This is a genomic window from Sphingomonas faeni, from assembly GCF_040407565.1.
GTDB lineage: Bacteria > Pseudomonadota > Alphaproteobacteria > Sphingomonadales > Sphingomonadaceae > Sphingomonas > Sphingomonas faeni_F.
In genome coordinates this window covers 22,752-39,647 of record NZ_JAPZPR010000001.1, presented here as the reverse complement: position 1 = coordinate 39,647, position 16,896 = coordinate 22,752, and the positions used below count along the sequence as shown (strand labels likewise).

The 16,896-nt window shown below is 61.6% G+C and carries 9 protein-coding genes; 4 read left to right on the top strand and 5 right to left on the bottom strand.

Annotated elements, in window-relative coordinates; translation table 11 throughout:
* Nucleotides 1-134: 134 nt before the first annotated feature.
* On the bottom strand, nucleotides 135-3,638 hold the full coding sequence (locus O6Y00_RS00125; protein ID WP_353440652.1) for a TonB-dependent receptor: 3,504 nt from the start codon (nucleotides 3,636-3,638) through the stop codon (nucleotides 135-137).
* Nucleotides 3,639-3,821: 183 nt separating this feature from the next.
* Between O6Y00_RS00125 and O6Y00_RS00120 the strand changes: the two genes are divergently transcribed.
* From O6Y00_RS00120 to O6Y00_RS00110, 3 genes are read left to right on the top strand one after another with little or no spacing between them, the layout of a single operon-like run.
* Nucleotides 3,822-5,348 (top strand): tryptophan halogenase family protein, encoded by a 1,527-nt coding sequence (locus O6Y00_RS00120; protein WP_353440651.1) that lies wholly within the window; start codon nucleotides 3,822-3,824, stop codon nucleotides 5,346-5,348.
* Nucleotides 5,345-6,826 (top strand): tryptophan 7-halogenase, encoded by a 1,482-nt coding sequence (locus O6Y00_RS00115; protein ID WP_353440650.1) that lies wholly within the window; start codon nucleotides 5,345-5,347, stop codon nucleotides 6,824-6,826. Before O6Y00_RS00120 ends, O6Y00_RS00115 begins: the two co-directional genes overlap by 4 nt.
* The gene (locus tag O6Y00_RS00110; RefSeq protein WP_353440649.1) at nucleotides 6,823-8,334 is read left to right on the top strand and encodes a tryptophan halogenase family protein; all 1,512 of its coding nucleotides are present in this window, start codon (nucleotides 6,823-6,825) and stop codon (nucleotides 8,332-8,334) included. Before O6Y00_RS00115 ends, O6Y00_RS00110 begins: the two co-directional genes overlap by 4 nt.
* Nucleotides 8,335-8,447: 113 nt before the next feature.
* Here the strand turns inward: O6Y00_RS00110 and O6Y00_RS00105 are convergent, their stop codons facing one another.
* From O6Y00_RS00105 to O6Y00_RS00090, 4 genes are all read right to left on the bottom strand, one after another.
* Nucleotides 8,448-8,879, bottom strand: coding sequence for a hypothetical protein (locus O6Y00_RS00105; RefSeq protein WP_353440648.1), 432 nt, complete (start codon nucleotides 8,877-8,879; stop codon nucleotides 8,448-8,450).
* Nucleotides 8,880-9,471: 592 nt separating this feature from the next.
* The gene (locus tag O6Y00_RS00100) at nucleotides 9,472-10,779 is read right to left on the bottom strand and encodes an ROK family transcriptional regulator (RefSeq protein WP_353440647.1); all 1,308 of its coding nucleotides are present in this window, start codon (nucleotides 10,777-10,779) and stop codon (nucleotides 9,472-9,474) included.
* A complete protein-coding gene (locus tag O6Y00_RS00095; RefSeq protein ID WP_353441374.1) occupies nucleotides 10,772-12,262 on the bottom strand; it encodes a tryptophan halogenase family protein in 1,491 nt (496 codons plus the stop codon). The genes O6Y00_RS00100 and O6Y00_RS00095 overlap by 8 nt, the downstream gene beginning before the upstream one ends.
* Before the next feature lie 167 nt (nucleotides 12,263-12,429).
* Entirely contained in the window at nucleotides 12,430-15,600 is a 3,171-nt protein-coding gene (locus O6Y00_RS00090) for a TonB-dependent receptor (RefSeq protein ID WP_353440646.1), read from the bottom strand.
* A 290-nt stretch (nucleotides 15,601-15,890) separates the two neighbouring features.
* Between O6Y00_RS00090 and O6Y00_RS00085 the strand changes: the two genes are divergently transcribed.
* The gene (locus O6Y00_RS00085) at nucleotides 15,891-16,841 is read left to right on the top strand and encodes an ROK family protein (RefSeq protein WP_353440645.1); all 951 of its coding nucleotides are present in this window, start codon (nucleotides 15,891-15,893) and stop codon (nucleotides 16,839-16,841) included.
* Nucleotides 16,842-16,896 lie beyond the last annotated feature (55 nt).

The window sequence follows — 16,896 nt, the reverse complement described above, 5'->3', positions numbered from 1 at the left end:
GGGCAGATCGCTGTGTGTCGACGATCACGCCATCCTCTTGCGACGTCTGCCGTCCGACGATGCAGCGGCATCCACGACGCCAAGCAATGTAGCGGCATGGGCGATCCACCGACGGATCGCCCATGCCGCACGCATCAGTAGGTCAGGCGCACACTGAATTGGAACTGCCGGTCGCTCTTGAATGCCGTCCGTGGTGCGGTCAGCCCATCTGCGTTCAACAGGAACCGGGTCTTGGTGGTTGCGTCCAGAATGTTGTTACCTTGGATACCGATCTTGAAGTTCTTGTTCACAGTGTAGAACAGCGACGCGTCGACCTGCCCGGTAGGTTCACTGTATACGGGAAGGAACGGGAATAGTTCGTCACGGTTGTTCAGCAGGAACTTGGACCTCCAGCTATATGCGACGCGCGCGTAGATGCCGTACTTGTCGTAGAAACCTGCGACGTTAAAGTTGTGCTTCGACAGCAGTGCCAACGGCAGGTTGTTGTACAGACCCGTGATGTCGGTCGGAGGTTGATTCCCGTCGCCCTCGAACGGGGTGGGATCACTGGAGGCCCTGAAGGCCGGCGGTGAGGTCTGAACGGTACCGGCGTCGATGTACGTGTAGGTCGCCTGCATGCCCAGGCCGCTCAGGGCGCCCGGCAGGAACTCGTAGGTCTGCTGATACGAGACTTCCGCACCCTTGACGTCGGTAGAACCTTCGGCGTTCGCCGGTCCCGTCAGCGCCAGGTCGTAGCTCGACCCGTTGTTTGCGAACGTGCGAACGAATCCACTGTTGTTGACGATGACGTCGGTCAGCTTCTTGTAAAAGAGCGTACCCGTCAGCTGTCCGACCTTTGCGAAATACCATTCCGCCGTAAAGTCGAACTGATCGGCCTTGATGGGTTTGAGATAAGGGTTCGCCGCCCGAGCCTCGAACACGCCGTTCGAGCCGTTAAAGTTCAAGGATACGAAATTTCGAAGGTCGCCGAAATTTGGCCGCGTGATCGCCTTAGAGCCCGCGAAGCGAACCAGGAACTTCGGTGTGATGTCCAGGCGGAGGTTCAGACTCGGCAACCAGTTGTCGAACTTGTTCACAGCGTTCTGCGCGACGGACTGCCCGTTCGCGAATGCGACCGCAGCGCCTTGTTGTCCGGCGGTGACCCCAGGTCGACATAGTGCCGGAATCTGCGACGCATTCGGAAGCGTGCCGTCGTCGCGCGGACCGGTCTGCTGCGCGCAATACGCCGCGAAGCTGCCGAAACCCGACGGTAGTACCTGTGAGGTCTGCGGGAAATTGACCGCGCCGGCGGCGATGTCCTTCGTGTTGATGTACCGGAGACCGATGTTGCCAACGAGACGCATTCCCGAGCTTCCGAAATCGTGTCCGAAGTCGGCGCGGACGTATGCAGCACGCGTCTCTTCGGAATTGTCGTAGATCTCGTTCGAGAAGAAATAGCCGTTAATTAGGTTGGGGTTCTGTGTCGTTCGACCGTTGACGACCGCGCCACCACGATCCTCGATCGGCGTGTAGCTGAAACCGTTGAGCGGGTCGCGGACGCTGCGCAGAAGCGCAGTCAACGCGTCATGGTTGGTGATGACGGCATCGGATAGGAATAAGGCCGGCGGAACCGAAGAGCCGCCGCGGAAGAAGTTCGGGAAGCTGGCCGCCTCCGTGCTTTCCGGCGAAGCGCCCAAGGGGACCGGTCCTTCATCCGTCCATGTTGCCGACAACGAGCCCCAGTTGTTGTAGTCGTTGGTCCGCACAGTCTGCGAGCGCTTCGACCAGCGGCCACCAGCGCGTACACCGCGCAGGAAGCTGTCTTCCGACATGTCGTACTGGATGTCGCCGCGAAATGCGTATTCATGACCGTCGTTGATCGCGCGATTGTTGTAGGAATCGTTAAAGAACACATTGTTCGGGGCAGCGAAATAGGTCGACGAGTCAAATCCCGGCGTCACGAACGCGATCTGCGGTGTCTTGCCGGTCAGGTCCAACGACAGGTTTGAGAAGGTATAGCCATCGACGATGTCGTCGATGCTACGTGACTTGGCCTCGGTATACTGACCGTCAAAGTTGATATGAAGACGGTCAGCGGGCGACCACTTCAGATTGAGCGCAAAGTCCTGTGTCTTCGTCCGGGTATCGTTAAATCGGTTTGTCACATACGTGTTGTTGCCGTTCGGGTTCACGAACTGGCTATAGTCGCAATAGGTGCTGGTGTATGGAGAACCGTCGTTTGGGATGACGCAGGCCTGGCTCGCCGGTACGTTATGCGCCTGGCGGTTGTTAAGCCGAGAGATGGTTCCACTGGTGAACACGCCGTCATCGTCGAACGTGTAGTTGGAGCCAGCCAGCGGGAATGTCTGTCCGATATCGTTGTAGTAGACCGACGATTCGATCGAGCGATCGATCCAAGACGTGCGTGACTCCGCACGTAGATACTGCGCCGTCGCGAGGAAGCTCCGATCGGCGCTCTCGAACTGGCCGGACGCTGTGATGCTGTTGCGGCGGGTGTTGAAACGCTGGGATCGAATGCCGCCGCCGCTCGGGGTATAGACGGTGTCGACACCAGGAGGCGTCTGGAAACTGTCGCAGATGCGAATCGCATAGGGCTGTCCCGCATTGATGATGCGGCCTTCGTTGGGATTGTTGCCGTCGCAGGTTACGCCGTCGTACTGCGATCCCTGGAAATCTCCGTTTACTGCATAGCCGTCGACCCCGTCGGACGGCGCGTTGAAGCGCGGAAGGAAGCCCGAGGTGAAGATTGAGTCAGCACGGCTGTACTGTTGAAAATAGCTGCCGCCGACTAGAAACCCGAAGCGACTACCCCCGCTCGTGTCCCACTGCTTGCTGAACAGGCCGACGAGCGACGGCGCGGATCGCTCAGCGAGATCGCCATAGCTCGTTCCACCCGCCAAGTAGATCAGCGTATCCTTGCTGTCGAACGGCTTGCGCGTGTTGATGCTCACGGTGCCCGAAATGCCGCCTTCGATCATGTCGGCGGTCAGGTTCTTGAACACCTCGATCGATCCGGCGAGCTCGGCGGGAACGTCGTTGTAGCCGATTTCGCGCCCCGCGCTCACCGCGAAGGCGTCGCGGCCGTTGAATTCGCCACGCGAATAGGTCAGACCGCGGATCTGGACGCTTGATCCCTCCACGGAGAAATGTTGCGCGTCTGCGGCGGATGCAAACCTCGTAATCGCCACGCCCGGTACGCGCTGCAGTGCTTCATTGATCGATCGATCGGGCAGCGCGCCAATGTCCTCTGCGGTGATCGCGTCGACGACGGTATCGGCGTTGCGCTTGAGCGCCTGCGCATTGGCCAGCGATTGTCGGATGCCGGTCACGACGATGTCGTTGCCCTCGCCTTCCGCGGTCGCGGCCGGGGTGCTGATATCGGCTGGCGTCACCGACGACTGATCGGCCTGGCCCTGGACGGAGATATTGGTCGAGCCCGAGACGGGCTTCTTGAGGCCGCTGCCAGCTGCAGACTGGCCGACGGTCGCCTGCTGCGCAACCGCAGCATCGCTTTCGCTCGTGCCGGTGGTCGACTGCGCCCATGCCGCTTGCGAAGCGCAGGTTAGCGCGATGACTGACGCGGTCAGCGCCAGATGTTGGATACGACGGCCCTCGACCGCACGTGCTGCAAAGCTCAACATTACCCCTCAGTCCCCTCTTCCCGTCCGCCCTCCTACTTGGAGGGTCTGGATCTTGACTATTCAACAACGTCTGGGCTCTTCGCTACTGAAGCGCTAAGTCCGCCTCAAGCGAAATATCGCAAGTTGAAATAATTAATCGGCGAGGTGGCAAGATTGCAACATCATGACAGCAGCGCGACGATGGCATGCACTCATGTCGAGCCGATCCGGATTGTCGTGCTGGGTGGCGGCACGGCGGGCTGGATGACCGCGGCCGCGCTGGTCGGGCTCATCGGATCGGCGTGCAAGGTCGAGCTCGTCGAGTCGGCGGAGATCGGTGTCGTCGGGGTGGGCGAGGCAACTCTGCCGCACCTGCGTGCCTTCCTGAAGACGCTGGGCATCGTTGAAGCCGAGTTCATGGCGGCTACGCACGCGACCTACAAACTGGGCATCGAATTCCACGACTTCGCTAGGCTTGGTGATCGCTACGTGCATCCCTTCGGGACGTTCGGACGGCCGCTGGGAGGTGTCGAGTTCCACCATTACTGGCTGCGGCACCAACGTTGGTCTGCCGCATCGCCGTCGAGCCGGACTGCCGCATTCCCGATCGGAGATTACTGCCTAGGCGTGCGGGCAGCGGAGCACCGCCGGTTTGCCCATCCGCAAGGCGATGCGGACGATCCAGCGAACAGCTACGGGTATGCCTATCAATTCGATGCCACACGCTTTGCGCCCTTCATGAGCGCGTGGGCTCAGACGCGTGGCGCCAGGCGAACCGAAGGGATCGTCACGACCGTCGAACGCAACGAAGTCGGCGATGTCGCGGCGTTAGTGCTCGCCGACGGACGTCGCGTGGGAGGCGATCTGTTCATTGATTGCTCGGGCTTCCGGTCGTTAATCCTTGGCGGTACGATGGGCGAACCTTGGGAGGACTGGTCGCATTGGCTGCCTTGCGATCGCGCCGTCGCGGTGCCCAGCACAAGCTCGGACGGCTCAATCGAACCGTTCACGCAGGCGACCGCGATGCCCGCAGGATGGCGGTGGCGCATTCCGCTGCGCCACCGCATCGGCAACGGCTATGTCTTTGCGAGCCGCTTTCTGGACGATGAGGGCGCACGGGATGCGTTGCTAGCGACGCTGGATACGCCGCCATTGGCAGAGCCGCGGCTTCTGCGCTTCAGCGCTGGCCGCCGTCGGCGTAGTTGGGTTGGCAACGTTGTTGCGATCGGGCTGGCCTCGGGCTTTCTCGAACCCCTCGAGTCCACCAGCATCCATCTGGTGCAGATGGCGATCACGCAGTTGATCGAGCGGTTCCCCGAACGCGTCATCGAGGCTATGGATCGCGACGGATTCAACGCTGCGGTCGATGCGGACTACGACCGCATCCGTGACTTCCTGATCCTGCACTATCACGCGACGACAAGGAGCGACTCGCCCTTCTGGAACCACATGCGGACGATGCCGATACCTGACACTCTGGCCGATAGGATCGCCTTGTGGCGGCGCTCGGCGCACGTGCCGCGATATGGGTTTGGCCTTTTTCTCGAGCCGAGCTGGGTGGCCGTTCTGCTGGGCCAGGGCATCGTTCCCGAAGGCTGGGATCAGCGTGCCGATCTTCCCGATGGTGTTACGCTCGATCGCGCGCTGGAAACGCTGCGCCGTTCGATCGACGATCGGGTCGCAGCTATGCCTGATCATGCGGCCTACCTGCAGAGGGCAACGGCATGAGCGATGGAACCGGGCTGCGTTCCATCGCCGTCTTCGGTGGCGGCGTGACGGCGCTGGCGGCGGCGATCGCCTTCGCCCGCGCGCTGCCGCGCTCGACGGTGACGCTGGTGACGATGCCGATCGAGGCCGCGGCGTTCGCCGATACCATGCCGACGGCGTGGCACGCCGTGCTGCCGATCCTCGAGCGCCTTGGGATCGACGACCGGACGATGATCGCCACTGGCAGCGCGATTCCCTCACTCGCATGGCGGTTCGACGACTGGAGTCTTGACGGCCGTTCCTGGTCGACCGTCAACGGGCCGCCGATACCCGTTCCCGGTCCCGGCGCCTTGCATCAGCGTTGGCTGGACGCAGTCCGTGCTGGCACGCCGCTTCCCTTCCACGCCTTGTTCCCGTCTGCGGTGCTCGCCGACAGCCGAGCGACGACGGTTCCCGACGGGGTCGAACATGGCTTGGCCTTCGATCAGGTCGCGTTCGGCGATACCCTTGCCGTCGCCGCGCACGATGCCGGAGTCCGCATAACGAGAGCAGCGATCGCTGAAGTGGATCGGGGCGACGACGGCAGTATTCGCGCCATCTATCTCACCGACGGTAGACGGATGACGGCGGACCTGTTCATCGACGCCACTGGACCCAATGCGCGGCTGGCGATCGAGAATGGTTGGGCTGTAGCCGGCCGGACCGAGGAGGTGCGGGTCGAATGGACCGGCGCGCTGCCGTGCGACAGGCTTCTCCTTCATCGTATGCCAGACCCAGCCACGTCGCCGATCGATGCGTATGGCAAGATCAACGCAGGCTGGTCTGTTCGCTGGTCCGATCCGCGAGGCCTGGTCCATGCAGTTGGCTATCTAGCAGCGACCACCGACAAGGCTCATGTCCTCCGGCTAACAGCGGCCGAAGACCACGAGACGCATCCGATTGTCTTTGAACCGGGCCGACGCAGACGGGGATGGACGAACAACATCTTGACGCTGGGCGATGCCAGTGTGCAACCGGGACCACTGGGCCGCGGTGGTTTCACGCTGGCGCTGGCACAGCTCGACCTCGCCCTCGATCTCTTGCCGAATCGTTCGATGGAGCCATTGTTGATCGCCGAATACAACCGCCGCGCTGCTGCTTGCGCTGATCGCATGCGCGATTTTCTCGCCGCGTTCTACTGGACCATGCCGGACCGCGACGGCGTTCAGCCGGCACCGGACCGTGATGGTCTGCCGCCAGCGCTCATAGGCACGCTCGCGCAGTTCGCACAGCGCGGCACGCTGCCGCACCATGACGACGAGATTGTCAGCGCCGATGCCTGGCGCGCCGTGCTGCTCGGGCAGGGAATCCGGCCTAGGCGTCGCGATCCGGTCGCTGCGGCGGTCGATCCGGTAGAAACGCGGGCGTCGCTCGAAGCGGCAGCCGTGGCGCTGCGGACGGCGGTCGATCGTCTCCCCACAGCGGCGGCGTCGAATGCGCGCCTGGCGGTGCGCCGATGACCGCCGGTCCCGTCAGGCGCGTGGTCATCGTCGGTGGTGGTACCGCGGGATGGATGATGGCAGCCGCCGCCGCACGGTTTCTCGACGACGGTCAGCGGACGATCACGCTCGTCGAATCCGATGCGATCGGAACGGTAGGCGTCGGCGAGGCGACGATTCCGCCGATTCTGGCCTTCAACCGCCTTTTGGGCATCAGCGAGGCCGACTTTTTGCGTGCCACCGGTGGTACCTTCAAGCTGGGGATCGAGTTCGTCGGATGGGATACGGGTGACGATCGATACTTCCATCCGTTCGGCACGCATGGTCGCCCGTTCGAAGGGCTGAACTTCCACCAGATCTGGCTAAAGCTGCGCGGTCGCGATGGGATCGGGGGGATTGAGGACTATGCCATGTCCGGTGTCGCCGCTGCGCATGATCGCTATGCCCCGCCCGCTTCCGATCCGCGATCGCCGCAGTCCGGTCTCGCTCACGCCTATCATTTCGATGCCGGTCGTTACGCCGCCTTCCTGCGGGAACGTGCCGAGGCACATGGCGTCGTGCGGATCGAGGGACGTATCGCGACCGTCGAGCGCGATGAGACGACCGGTCACGTCGTCGTCGTTCGCCTCGACGACGGTCGTGCATTGCAGGGCGACCTGTTCATCGACTGCTCGGGTTTCCGCAGCCTGTTGCTGGGCGGGACGATGGACGTACCGTTCGAGGACTGGTCGCACTGGCTACCCTGCGACAGCGCGATCGCCGTTCCGACGGCGCGTACCGAGCCGATCCATCCCTTCACGCGGTCGACCGCGCGGCCGGCTGGCTGGCAATGGCGTATTCCGCTACAGCACCGAACCGGCAACGGCTATGTCTATGCGAGCAGGTTCACGAGCGACGCCGAGGCTGAGGCACTACTGCTGGCCAACCTCGACGCGCCGCCCGTCGCGCCACCGCGGCGGCTGCGCTTCACCGCCGGACGACGCATACGGTTGTGGGAGGGGAACGTCGTAGGGCTTGGCCTTGCGGGCGGCTTTCTCGAGCCGCTGGAATCAACCAGCATCCACCTAATCCAGGAGGGGATCTCGAAGCTCTTCGGCCTGTTTCCCGATCGTCGCTTCACTTCGGTGGAACGCGACGAATACAATCGCCACATGGGCAATGCCTATTGTGGGATCCGCGACTTCATCATCCTGCACTATCACGCGACGCGCCGCCGCGACTCCGCCTTCTGGCGGCACGTCGGCATGATGACGGTGCCGGACAGCCTTGCCGCGAAGATCGCACTCTTCCGCGAGAAGGGTCGCGTCTTCCGCTATGACGACGAGCTGTTCGCGATCCCCAGCTGGGTGGCGGTCATGCTTGGCCAGAACATCATGCCGACAGGCTATGACCCCATCGTCGACGCTCTCGACGAAGACCGGCTGGCGGCGACCCTGCGTCAGATGCATGCGACCAACCTGGCGACGGCGCGCGCGATGCCCACCCACGCCGCCGCACTGGCAGCACTGGGCTACGCGCTAGAACGGTGACGTCGTGACTGTCTAGGCGTTCAGTCGACCGGCGTGCGTTCGGATCGCCGCCTGCGTGCCGACATCGCTGTCGAACACGCCGTACCAGCCCTGTGGCTCGTACGGCGGATCACCTATTCAGGCCAGGTCACCGCGCTGGAACCGGTGGTCCGCATGCTGCGACCGCGCCTCGCCGTTCCAGACCCAGAAGTTCGACCCGGCAAGTGGACCGCCGGGGCGACATCAGCCTCGATCGCGGCATGAACGTGGTCGTAGAAGCGATCTTCGTACGTCGTCGGGATCGACGGATCAAACGCATCGAAGCCGTCACGCGGACAACCGAACTCTTCGATGACGAGTGGCTTGTCGAGGTTTCGAGCAAGGCACTCGTGGCTCGCGATGTAGTAGCCCACGTCGGCCGCGCCTCCCTCGTAGGTCTTTGCCAGATCGCCCGCCTTCATCCGGCTCCAGTTCCTCGGCCAGATGTGGGTGGTGACATAGTCGTTCGCCAACGAGCGATGTGCATCCAGCACGACTTCCTCTCGCTCGTTCGATCCCTTGGGCATGACGTTCGCGACCGTCGATCCTGGTCAGCAGCGCGTTCTGATGCTCCATTTCCTTCATCAAGGTAGACGTAGTGTACGCCTCGCCGGTGAAACGCGGATTGGTGGGACTAACAGCTAGCTGCGGTACAGAGATAATAGATTATATGGTTGGCCAACTCGTCTTGCTCGCCGCCACCGCTGGCCAACGGGGGACATCCGCCTGCCGCACGCCGGGAATGAAGAACGTCGCCTTGAGCCCGGTTGCGGTCTATGTCGGGGTGACCGTGTCGAGTCGCGACATCAGAGCATCGTCAAAGGTGAGTACGACGACCGCGCACGCACCGCTCGGTCATGCCGTCCGTACGGCTGCCGGCTGGTCGAGGACTACCGCGCTGGCCAGCACCACGACCGTTGCCATTAACAGTTCTGTCATGAGCGGCTTCCCTGAGGGTCGCGATTGGCGGCGGAGACGCACCGCCGATCGTGCCCGCAGAATTTCACGGCATCTCGTACGCCAGGCTTGGGGAAGGTCTCCGCACGCGTGAGGAGTCGATTGTCGACATCGAGCTTCACGGCAGCGATCTTGGTGTGGCCGAATCTCATTCGGTCAAGATTATGAGTCTGCGTTCTTCAGGGGGACCGAGATAGCATCGAGAAGAGGCCTTTGGGCCGACGTGCGGCGCTTTATAAGGATCGCATCAGACGGCAGGATGCGGTCGAGCAACGGCAGGGTCGCTGCGCCGATCGCGGGCGCGTCGTACGACAATCTGGCACGTGCGATCGGTGCAGCCGTTGCCCTGTCTGGCACAGCTGCCACGAACTTGCTGTGCACTGCGGCAGCAAGGCGGTCCAGAATGTCGACTGGCAGCCGCCCGGCGATAAGCACTACGGCCGGATTGAGGAGGCAATTTACGGCGGCCAGCGCAGGCACGAGTGAGTCCGAGGCGTCCTGCAGCCACTCAGCAACATGCGACGCGTACTGCGCGGGGAGTGCTCGCATCGTATTCAAGAGTGCTACGTCGAGTCCTGCAGCCTGTAGTCGGTTCGAGAACGCCGATGACGACACGACGTCCCGTAACACCTCGGTCGGATTGGTACCGAGCGGCAGGCAGCCGAGTCCTCCGCTGCGTACGTTCGCGCCGCGGTGATACGTACCGTTGATAACCATTCCGCCGCCGAGCTCTGCGCCGACGAAAATGTAGAAGAAGCTTGCGTAATCCTGTCCGTCGCCGAAATGAGCTTCGCCAATGGCAGCTGCAGCGACATTCTCGTCGATATGGGTCGGCCAGGGAACGATAGAGGCCAGCATCGTTCGAATGTCGACGTGGCTCCAATCCTGGTACCCAGGCGAACGATGCGATGGATCGTCGCGTTCCGGATGCTCGGGCAGCGCGACACCCATCCCAAGGACCCGGTCGAAGCCAATCGCATCGGCTCGCTTGATTCGAGCAATGCCTTCCTCAACGAAACGTACGACGTCATTCGGCGACGCGAATGCGAGCCGGCGGGTGGATCGAGAGCGTACCGTACCAGCCAGATCAAGCGATACCATGGTGACATGGTCGCCATCAATGCTGAGGCCAATGCCGTATCCCCCTTTCGGGTTGATTCGGAGGCGCATCGCAGGTTGTCCCAAGCCGCCCAGGCGCTGCCCGGACTCGATTACTAGATCCGTCTCCATCAATCGTGCCACGATGTTGCAGATCGTCGCCGACGCCAAGCTGGTCATCGCTGCAATTTCGTTTCGCGTGATGTCAGGATTCCGCCGAATGATCTGCATTACGACGCGCTGATTATAGTCACCAGCACGTTCCAGGTTCGTGCCTGACAGACTCGGCCCAAGCCTGACAGATCGATCGTCTGCGGTAACGCTGGCGCTGGTCGCTTTTGCGGAAACGTTAAAATTCGAGGGCCTATCCATTCGCCGCAAGGCTCATCGCCCGGAATGCCGGAAGAGCCGTTGCGGGCGCAAAGGACTTGAGAAACGTCTCGTGCGGTTCGGCAAGCGCAACGGCGTCACGTATCGAACCCTTCATCCGTTCGAACGCTGCCTCGAGGTCTGACAGGGAGAAATAATCCGCTAGCGGGTCATGCGCTGCGGCATCGATGCCAAATCCGGCGTACATGGACAGCCAACTCGGGTCCTGAAACGATTCCCATTCATACCGCACGAGGTGCCCACGAGCCTTGAACAATGTCAGCTTGCGCGCCAGCTGCTCGGGCAGCGCGGTGCCGCGGCAGCGATCCCACATCGGCTGACCCTGCCGGCCATTTGCAAAATAATGCAGGATGAGGAAGTCGCGGATGCGGGCATATTCCAGGCCGGTCGTGCGATTATACTCATTCGCCAGCGCGGGATCGAAACCCCGATCAGGCAGCAAGGCGAGCAACTTTTCCAAGCCGGTCTGGATGAGCGTGATGCTCGTCGATTCCAGCGGCTCCATGAATCCCGCTGCGAGACCGACTGCGACACAGTTCCCTTGCCAAAATGCGGTCCGGCGACCGGTACGGAAACGGATCATGTTTGGCTCGGCCAGCGCATCGCCTTCGAGCCTGCCTTTCAAGGTCGCAACGGCCTCGTCATCTGAAATGTGGCGGCTCGCATAGACATAGCCGTTGCCGACCCGGTGCTGGAGCGGAATCCGCCACTGCCATCCGGCAGCCAGAGCCGTGCTGCGCGTATAGGGGGTGAGCGGTCCTGCTCGTTCGCACGGCATCGCGACCGCCCGATCGCACGGGAGCAGGTTCGTCCAATCCTCGTACGGTACGCCGAGCGCATCGCCGAGCAATAGCGATCGAAAGCCCGAGCAATCGATGAAGAGGTCGCCAGCGATCGTCTTGCCACACTGTGTATCGACACCGGCAATAAAACCTGTGGCCTGATCGACTAGAACATTGGTGATCGTGGCGTCGACATGTTCCACGCCCCATTCGCCCGCCTTTTTGGCCAGGAACTTGGCAAAGAGGCCTGCGTCAAAATGTACCGCCCAGTCGAAGAACAGCAGGTCATGCACAGGACTGTCGGTCGGTTGCATGAACAGGTTACGCTCGGCAAGCGCGGTTGCGAGACAGAAATCCGACAGCGGTGTAGTCTGCCCAGCCGCGTTCAGCTTGCGCCAGTAATGATGGAACGCCACCCCGCGCGATCGCATTCCGTACAGGCCGAAGGGATGGAAGAATCGTTCACCCTCGCGCTTCCAGTTGACGAACTCGATTCCGAGCTTCACCGTTCCCTGCGCAGCCACCATGACTTCCTGCTCGGTGGCGCCGATTTCCCGAAAGAAATCCCGGATACCGGGGACGGTCGCCTCGCCTACCCCCACCGTGCGGATATCGCTGGATTCGACTACGGTGATGGTCACGGACTGACGATCGAGTTTGCGCGCGAGGAGCGTTGCCGCCATCCACCCGGCGGTCCCCCCGCCGACGATCACGATCGAGCGCAGCGGTCCTGAGTTACGCGTCGCTCCTGCTCCATCGGTCACGATCAATTCCCCATCTTGTGCGTTACCACGCAAACGCCCGCCACCCCACAGACAGGATGGCGAGCGCTTACAGTCTCACCCGCAGATCAGAACTTGAAACGCGCGCCCGCCATGAACCGGCGCTCATAGATGTTGTTGTACGCTTTCTCATCCGGGAAGGTCAGGTAATATTTTTCATACTCGCCGGTCAGGTTCGACCCTTGCGCGTACACCGTCAGATTTGGCGTGAAGTCGTAGCTGATCGATGCATCGACGTAGTTCGTCGGCTGCTGATACAGTTCGAGGCCTCGGATGCCGCCGAAGTCCTGCTGGACCGCACGCTTTGATCGGTAGTTCCAGGCGACGCGGGCCTGGAAGTGATTGTCCTGGTAGAAGCCGGCGAGGTTGGTCTGTATCTTCGAGTTGTCCTGGAACGGGATCGAGTCGCCCTTCAAATCGACCGAGCCTGAATCGGAAGGCGAATAGGTAATGTTCGCATCAATGCCGAAGTTGGAAAGAACCGTCGGAATGAAGCCGAAGTCGTTGAACGACAGCTTTGCACCGGCTTCGACACCCTTGAGCGTACCGCCATCACCCTGAACCGGGGTGCTGATCGACACAGTCCGGTTGCGAACCACGCCGTCATTGTCCGGCAGGTCGGTCCGGAAAACGTTGCCGGACTGGATGAAGCTGGCGACGTCGATGTAGAAGGCGCCGACGCTCAGCAGGCTGCTGCGTCCGATATAGTATTCGAGCGAGCCTTCAACGTTCGTGGCGCGCCAGGGATCGAGTTGGGGATTGCCGTTCGAGCTACCGCCAGTGACGCGGAATACGGGAGGGCCTCCGTTCGGGTCCGTCTGGATGGCATAGTTCGGGTTCAGCCCCCCGCCCCACTGGTTGAGATCCAGCAGTGTCATCGTCTTGGAGTAGGCGAGGCGAAGCTTCAGGTTGTCCGCAAAGTTGAACGCCAAGTTGAACGCCGGCAGGAAGTCGGTGAAGCTCCGCTTGGTTTCGACTGTGCCGCCAACCGTGTTGGCAACACCATAGGGTCGCGGCGAACCGGTCACGTACTGGGTGATGTCGAGCTTGGTATTGATGACCTTGAGGCCAGCATTACCGGATACGGGAATGCCAAACACGTCACCCTTGACGTTGAGCTGTGCGTAGCCCGAGATCTGCTTCACGCCGACGTTGAACGACGCGCCCGGGTTCTGGATCTCGACGTTGCCAGGGTAAAAGCTGTTCTGGAACGCCAGCGCGTTGTCCATGACCTTGGGATCGAGCACGTAGATCGGCGGCAGCCCGGCCCCCGGCAGGTTGAACTGCTTGACCTGGCCGTTGAAGATCGGGTCGCTGGCCTTGCGGACCACGCCCGACGTGTAGGGCCTGAAGCCTGGGGTATCGAACGTACCCGTACCCGCATAGCAGGACTTGTCGCTCAGGGCCACGTCGAATGCCTTCCATTTGACCAAGCAACCGCCCGGCTGCGACGCCTGCCCCGCGTAAAGCGGCGCCGCCCGATCGAACTCAAAGTCGTCGACCGAGCGCTCGCTGTACCGGCCACCGGCGCTCAGGCTGACATTGTCGTTGGCCTCGTACGAAACGTCACCGCGAATGATCTTCAGGTCGCCCTTGCGGCGATAGTTACCCTCCGAAGACGTGGTCTTCATCGTGTAGCTGTCGACATTGCCGAGCGCCGTCGTCAATTGCGACGGCAAGGTAAAGACGGGCTGGTTACCGGTGAAATCGACCGTCGCTGGCAACGATGCCGACCCGGCGATCGTGTTGACCGCATACCCGCCCGGATTGAAAGCGACGTCGCCGGTCGGATAATGACCGATCCCGCCCGGCTGCCACTGCGCGCCGTTCGATGGGCTGAACTGCAGATAGCTCTGGTCGTAGTTCGAATAGGCCTTGCCGTAGACGCCGCGCAGGCTTGCCTTGAACCGGCCGCCATTGTCGTACTTCAGCTCGGCGTTGTAGTTCTGCGATTGAGACTTGAACTTGTCATTCTGTGCATAGGAATCGAAGTTACCCAAGTCATAATTATAGACTTGAGTCGTATTCAGATTGTAATCGCGCGACACCGCCTGCCCTAGCGAGTTGGTCGCGGTCTGGGTTATGATTGATCCGGTATCGCGGGACTGACCTGGAATGAACTCGCCAGCTTGCCAGTTGACGTTCTGCATCTGGATACCTGCAGTACGATCGTTCTCGTTCTGGCGGGTAAAGAAGGCGTCGGCGTTCAAAGTGAGAGCGTCGCTGATTTCCCACTGAGCCGAAGCATTTATGCCAATCCGCTCGCGTTGGTTAACCTTGTCCCAGGCAGTGAAGCCCTGTGGTACAAGAAAGATATCGTTTGCATCGCCGTCGCCGTTTACATCGCGTCCGGTGCCTGCGATCGTCCCCTTGGGGCGGTTGGCCGGAGAGAATCCGTTAGTCAGATTAACGTCGCCAGTCGGGTTACTGACTTCGTTGAAGATCTGCTCGTTGTGCAGTGCGGCCCCGTAGCCTTCCTGGATCCCGTTGTGGGAGTTCGAAAGATGCAGGTTCGAATAAGCGCCCGACACCAGGAACCCGAACTTCTCGCCCCGGAAGCCGAACAGCCCGTTCAGGTTCGGATCGAACTCCTTGGTCTTGTCGCCGTAGGCGCCCTCGGCAGCGGCAGCGACGGTAAAGCCCTTCTTGAGATCGAACGGACGACGCGTGCGCAGATTGACGGTGCCGGTGATACCCGCGTTGAGCAGATCGGCCGTGCTCGACTTGATGACGTCCGCACCCGCAAACAGCTGCGACGGGATATCGTTGAAGTTCGGCTGAATCGTCGTGATCGACTGAGCGCCAAGATAGGCCTCGCCGTTGAGCAACGTCGTAACCTGCGGCAGGCCACGAATGTTGATTGCCGCGCCCTCACCGGCATCACGGCGGATCTGCACACCGGGGATACGCTGGAGCGAGTCCGAGATCGTCACATCGGGCAGCTTGCCGATGTCTTCGGCCGAGATGGAGTCGGTGACCGACGCGGCATCGCGCTTGAGGTTGACCGCACGCTGCTGCGATCCGCGAATACCGGTGACGACGATGTCCTGCGTTTCGGCAGCCGCGTCGCTAGCGGGCATGGTCGGGTTCTGCGCTTCACTCGTCTGATCGGCAGCAGCCGCTGACGGCGATGCGGCTTGATCGGCAGGTGCGTTCTGCAGCACCCCCTGCGTCGTAGACGTTTGCTGGGCGAGTGCGGTGCCGCTGCTCACCAGCGCCGTCACGGAGACCGCAACCATCAACATATTCTTTGAACGTGCACGCAACATTTCGACCGTCTCCCTCAGCACCCGAAATCGCCAGCGACTGGCGAACATTTTAGCATGCTAAGATCGAGCCGATCGGCGACTCATCGCCCCACCCTCTCCTGCCTGCCAGCCGCAACTTAACGTTGTCTCGACACCCCACCCTTTAAACGTCCGACAGATGCGGTCAATAACAAAATCAATTTGCGTTTATAACGATCAATGGCATGCTTGGGGGGTGATGGCCGGGCAGCGGCCGCGCCGGTAAAGAGAGGAAGATCGTTTTGCGAAATATCACTGCTGCTCGGGGTATCGAGCCGCATCAAGCAACCGTGCCGGCTTTAGGGATCGATTTTGGCGGCACAAAAATTGAAGCCGTCTTGCTAGGCACCGACGGTGAGACACTGTGGCAGCATCGGGTCCCGAACCCCGGAACGTATGATACCGCGGTAGCTGCAATCACCGAGCTCGTCGTAGCAGCCGACATCGTCGGGAGCACGGCATGTACCGTCGGCATCGGCGCCCCCGGATCGCCGTCGCCACGTACCGGCATGATGCGCAACAGCAACTCTCTTTACCTGAACGGTCGATCGTTCGCCAAAGACCTCACCGCTGTTCTCGGTCGACCGGTACGGCTGGTAAATGACGCGAACTGCCTCGCGCTGTCCGAGGCTACAGATGGCGCTGCAACCGGTGCGCGCAGCGTGTTCGCGCTGGTGATCGGTACAGGCGTCGGTGGCGGCATCGTACTCTCGGGTGCGTGTCTCGACGGCGCCCACGGCATCGCAGGTGAAATCGGCCACTTACCTCTGCCCTGGCCGCGCAGCGACGAGCTGTCCCCGCCGCCATGCTGGTGCGGTCTGACGGGGTGTATCGAAAGCTGGGTTTCCGGCACGGGTTTCGCCCGAGCCGCCAGGACAGAACATGGTCTGTCGCTCAGCGCGCCCGAGATCGTTGCAGAGGCTCGCGCCGGGAATCCGACAGCCCACGCTGCACTGAATGCGTATATCGACCGGCTGGGACGCGTACTGGCCATGGTTGCCAACCTGCTCGACCCCGAAGTTGTCGTATTGGGTGGAGGCATGTCGAACGTTGCCGAAATCTATGCAGAACTTCCCGCTATCGTCCGTCGCTATGCTTTCTCGGACCTATGGGAAGGTCGCATGGTACCCGCGCGTTGGGGCGACGCGTCCGGTGTGCGTGGCGCTGCGCGACTATGGACGAGGGACGCCTGACCGCCCCAAAGCCTCGCACGACGAACATTAGAACCCACCGGCCGGTAGAATACCG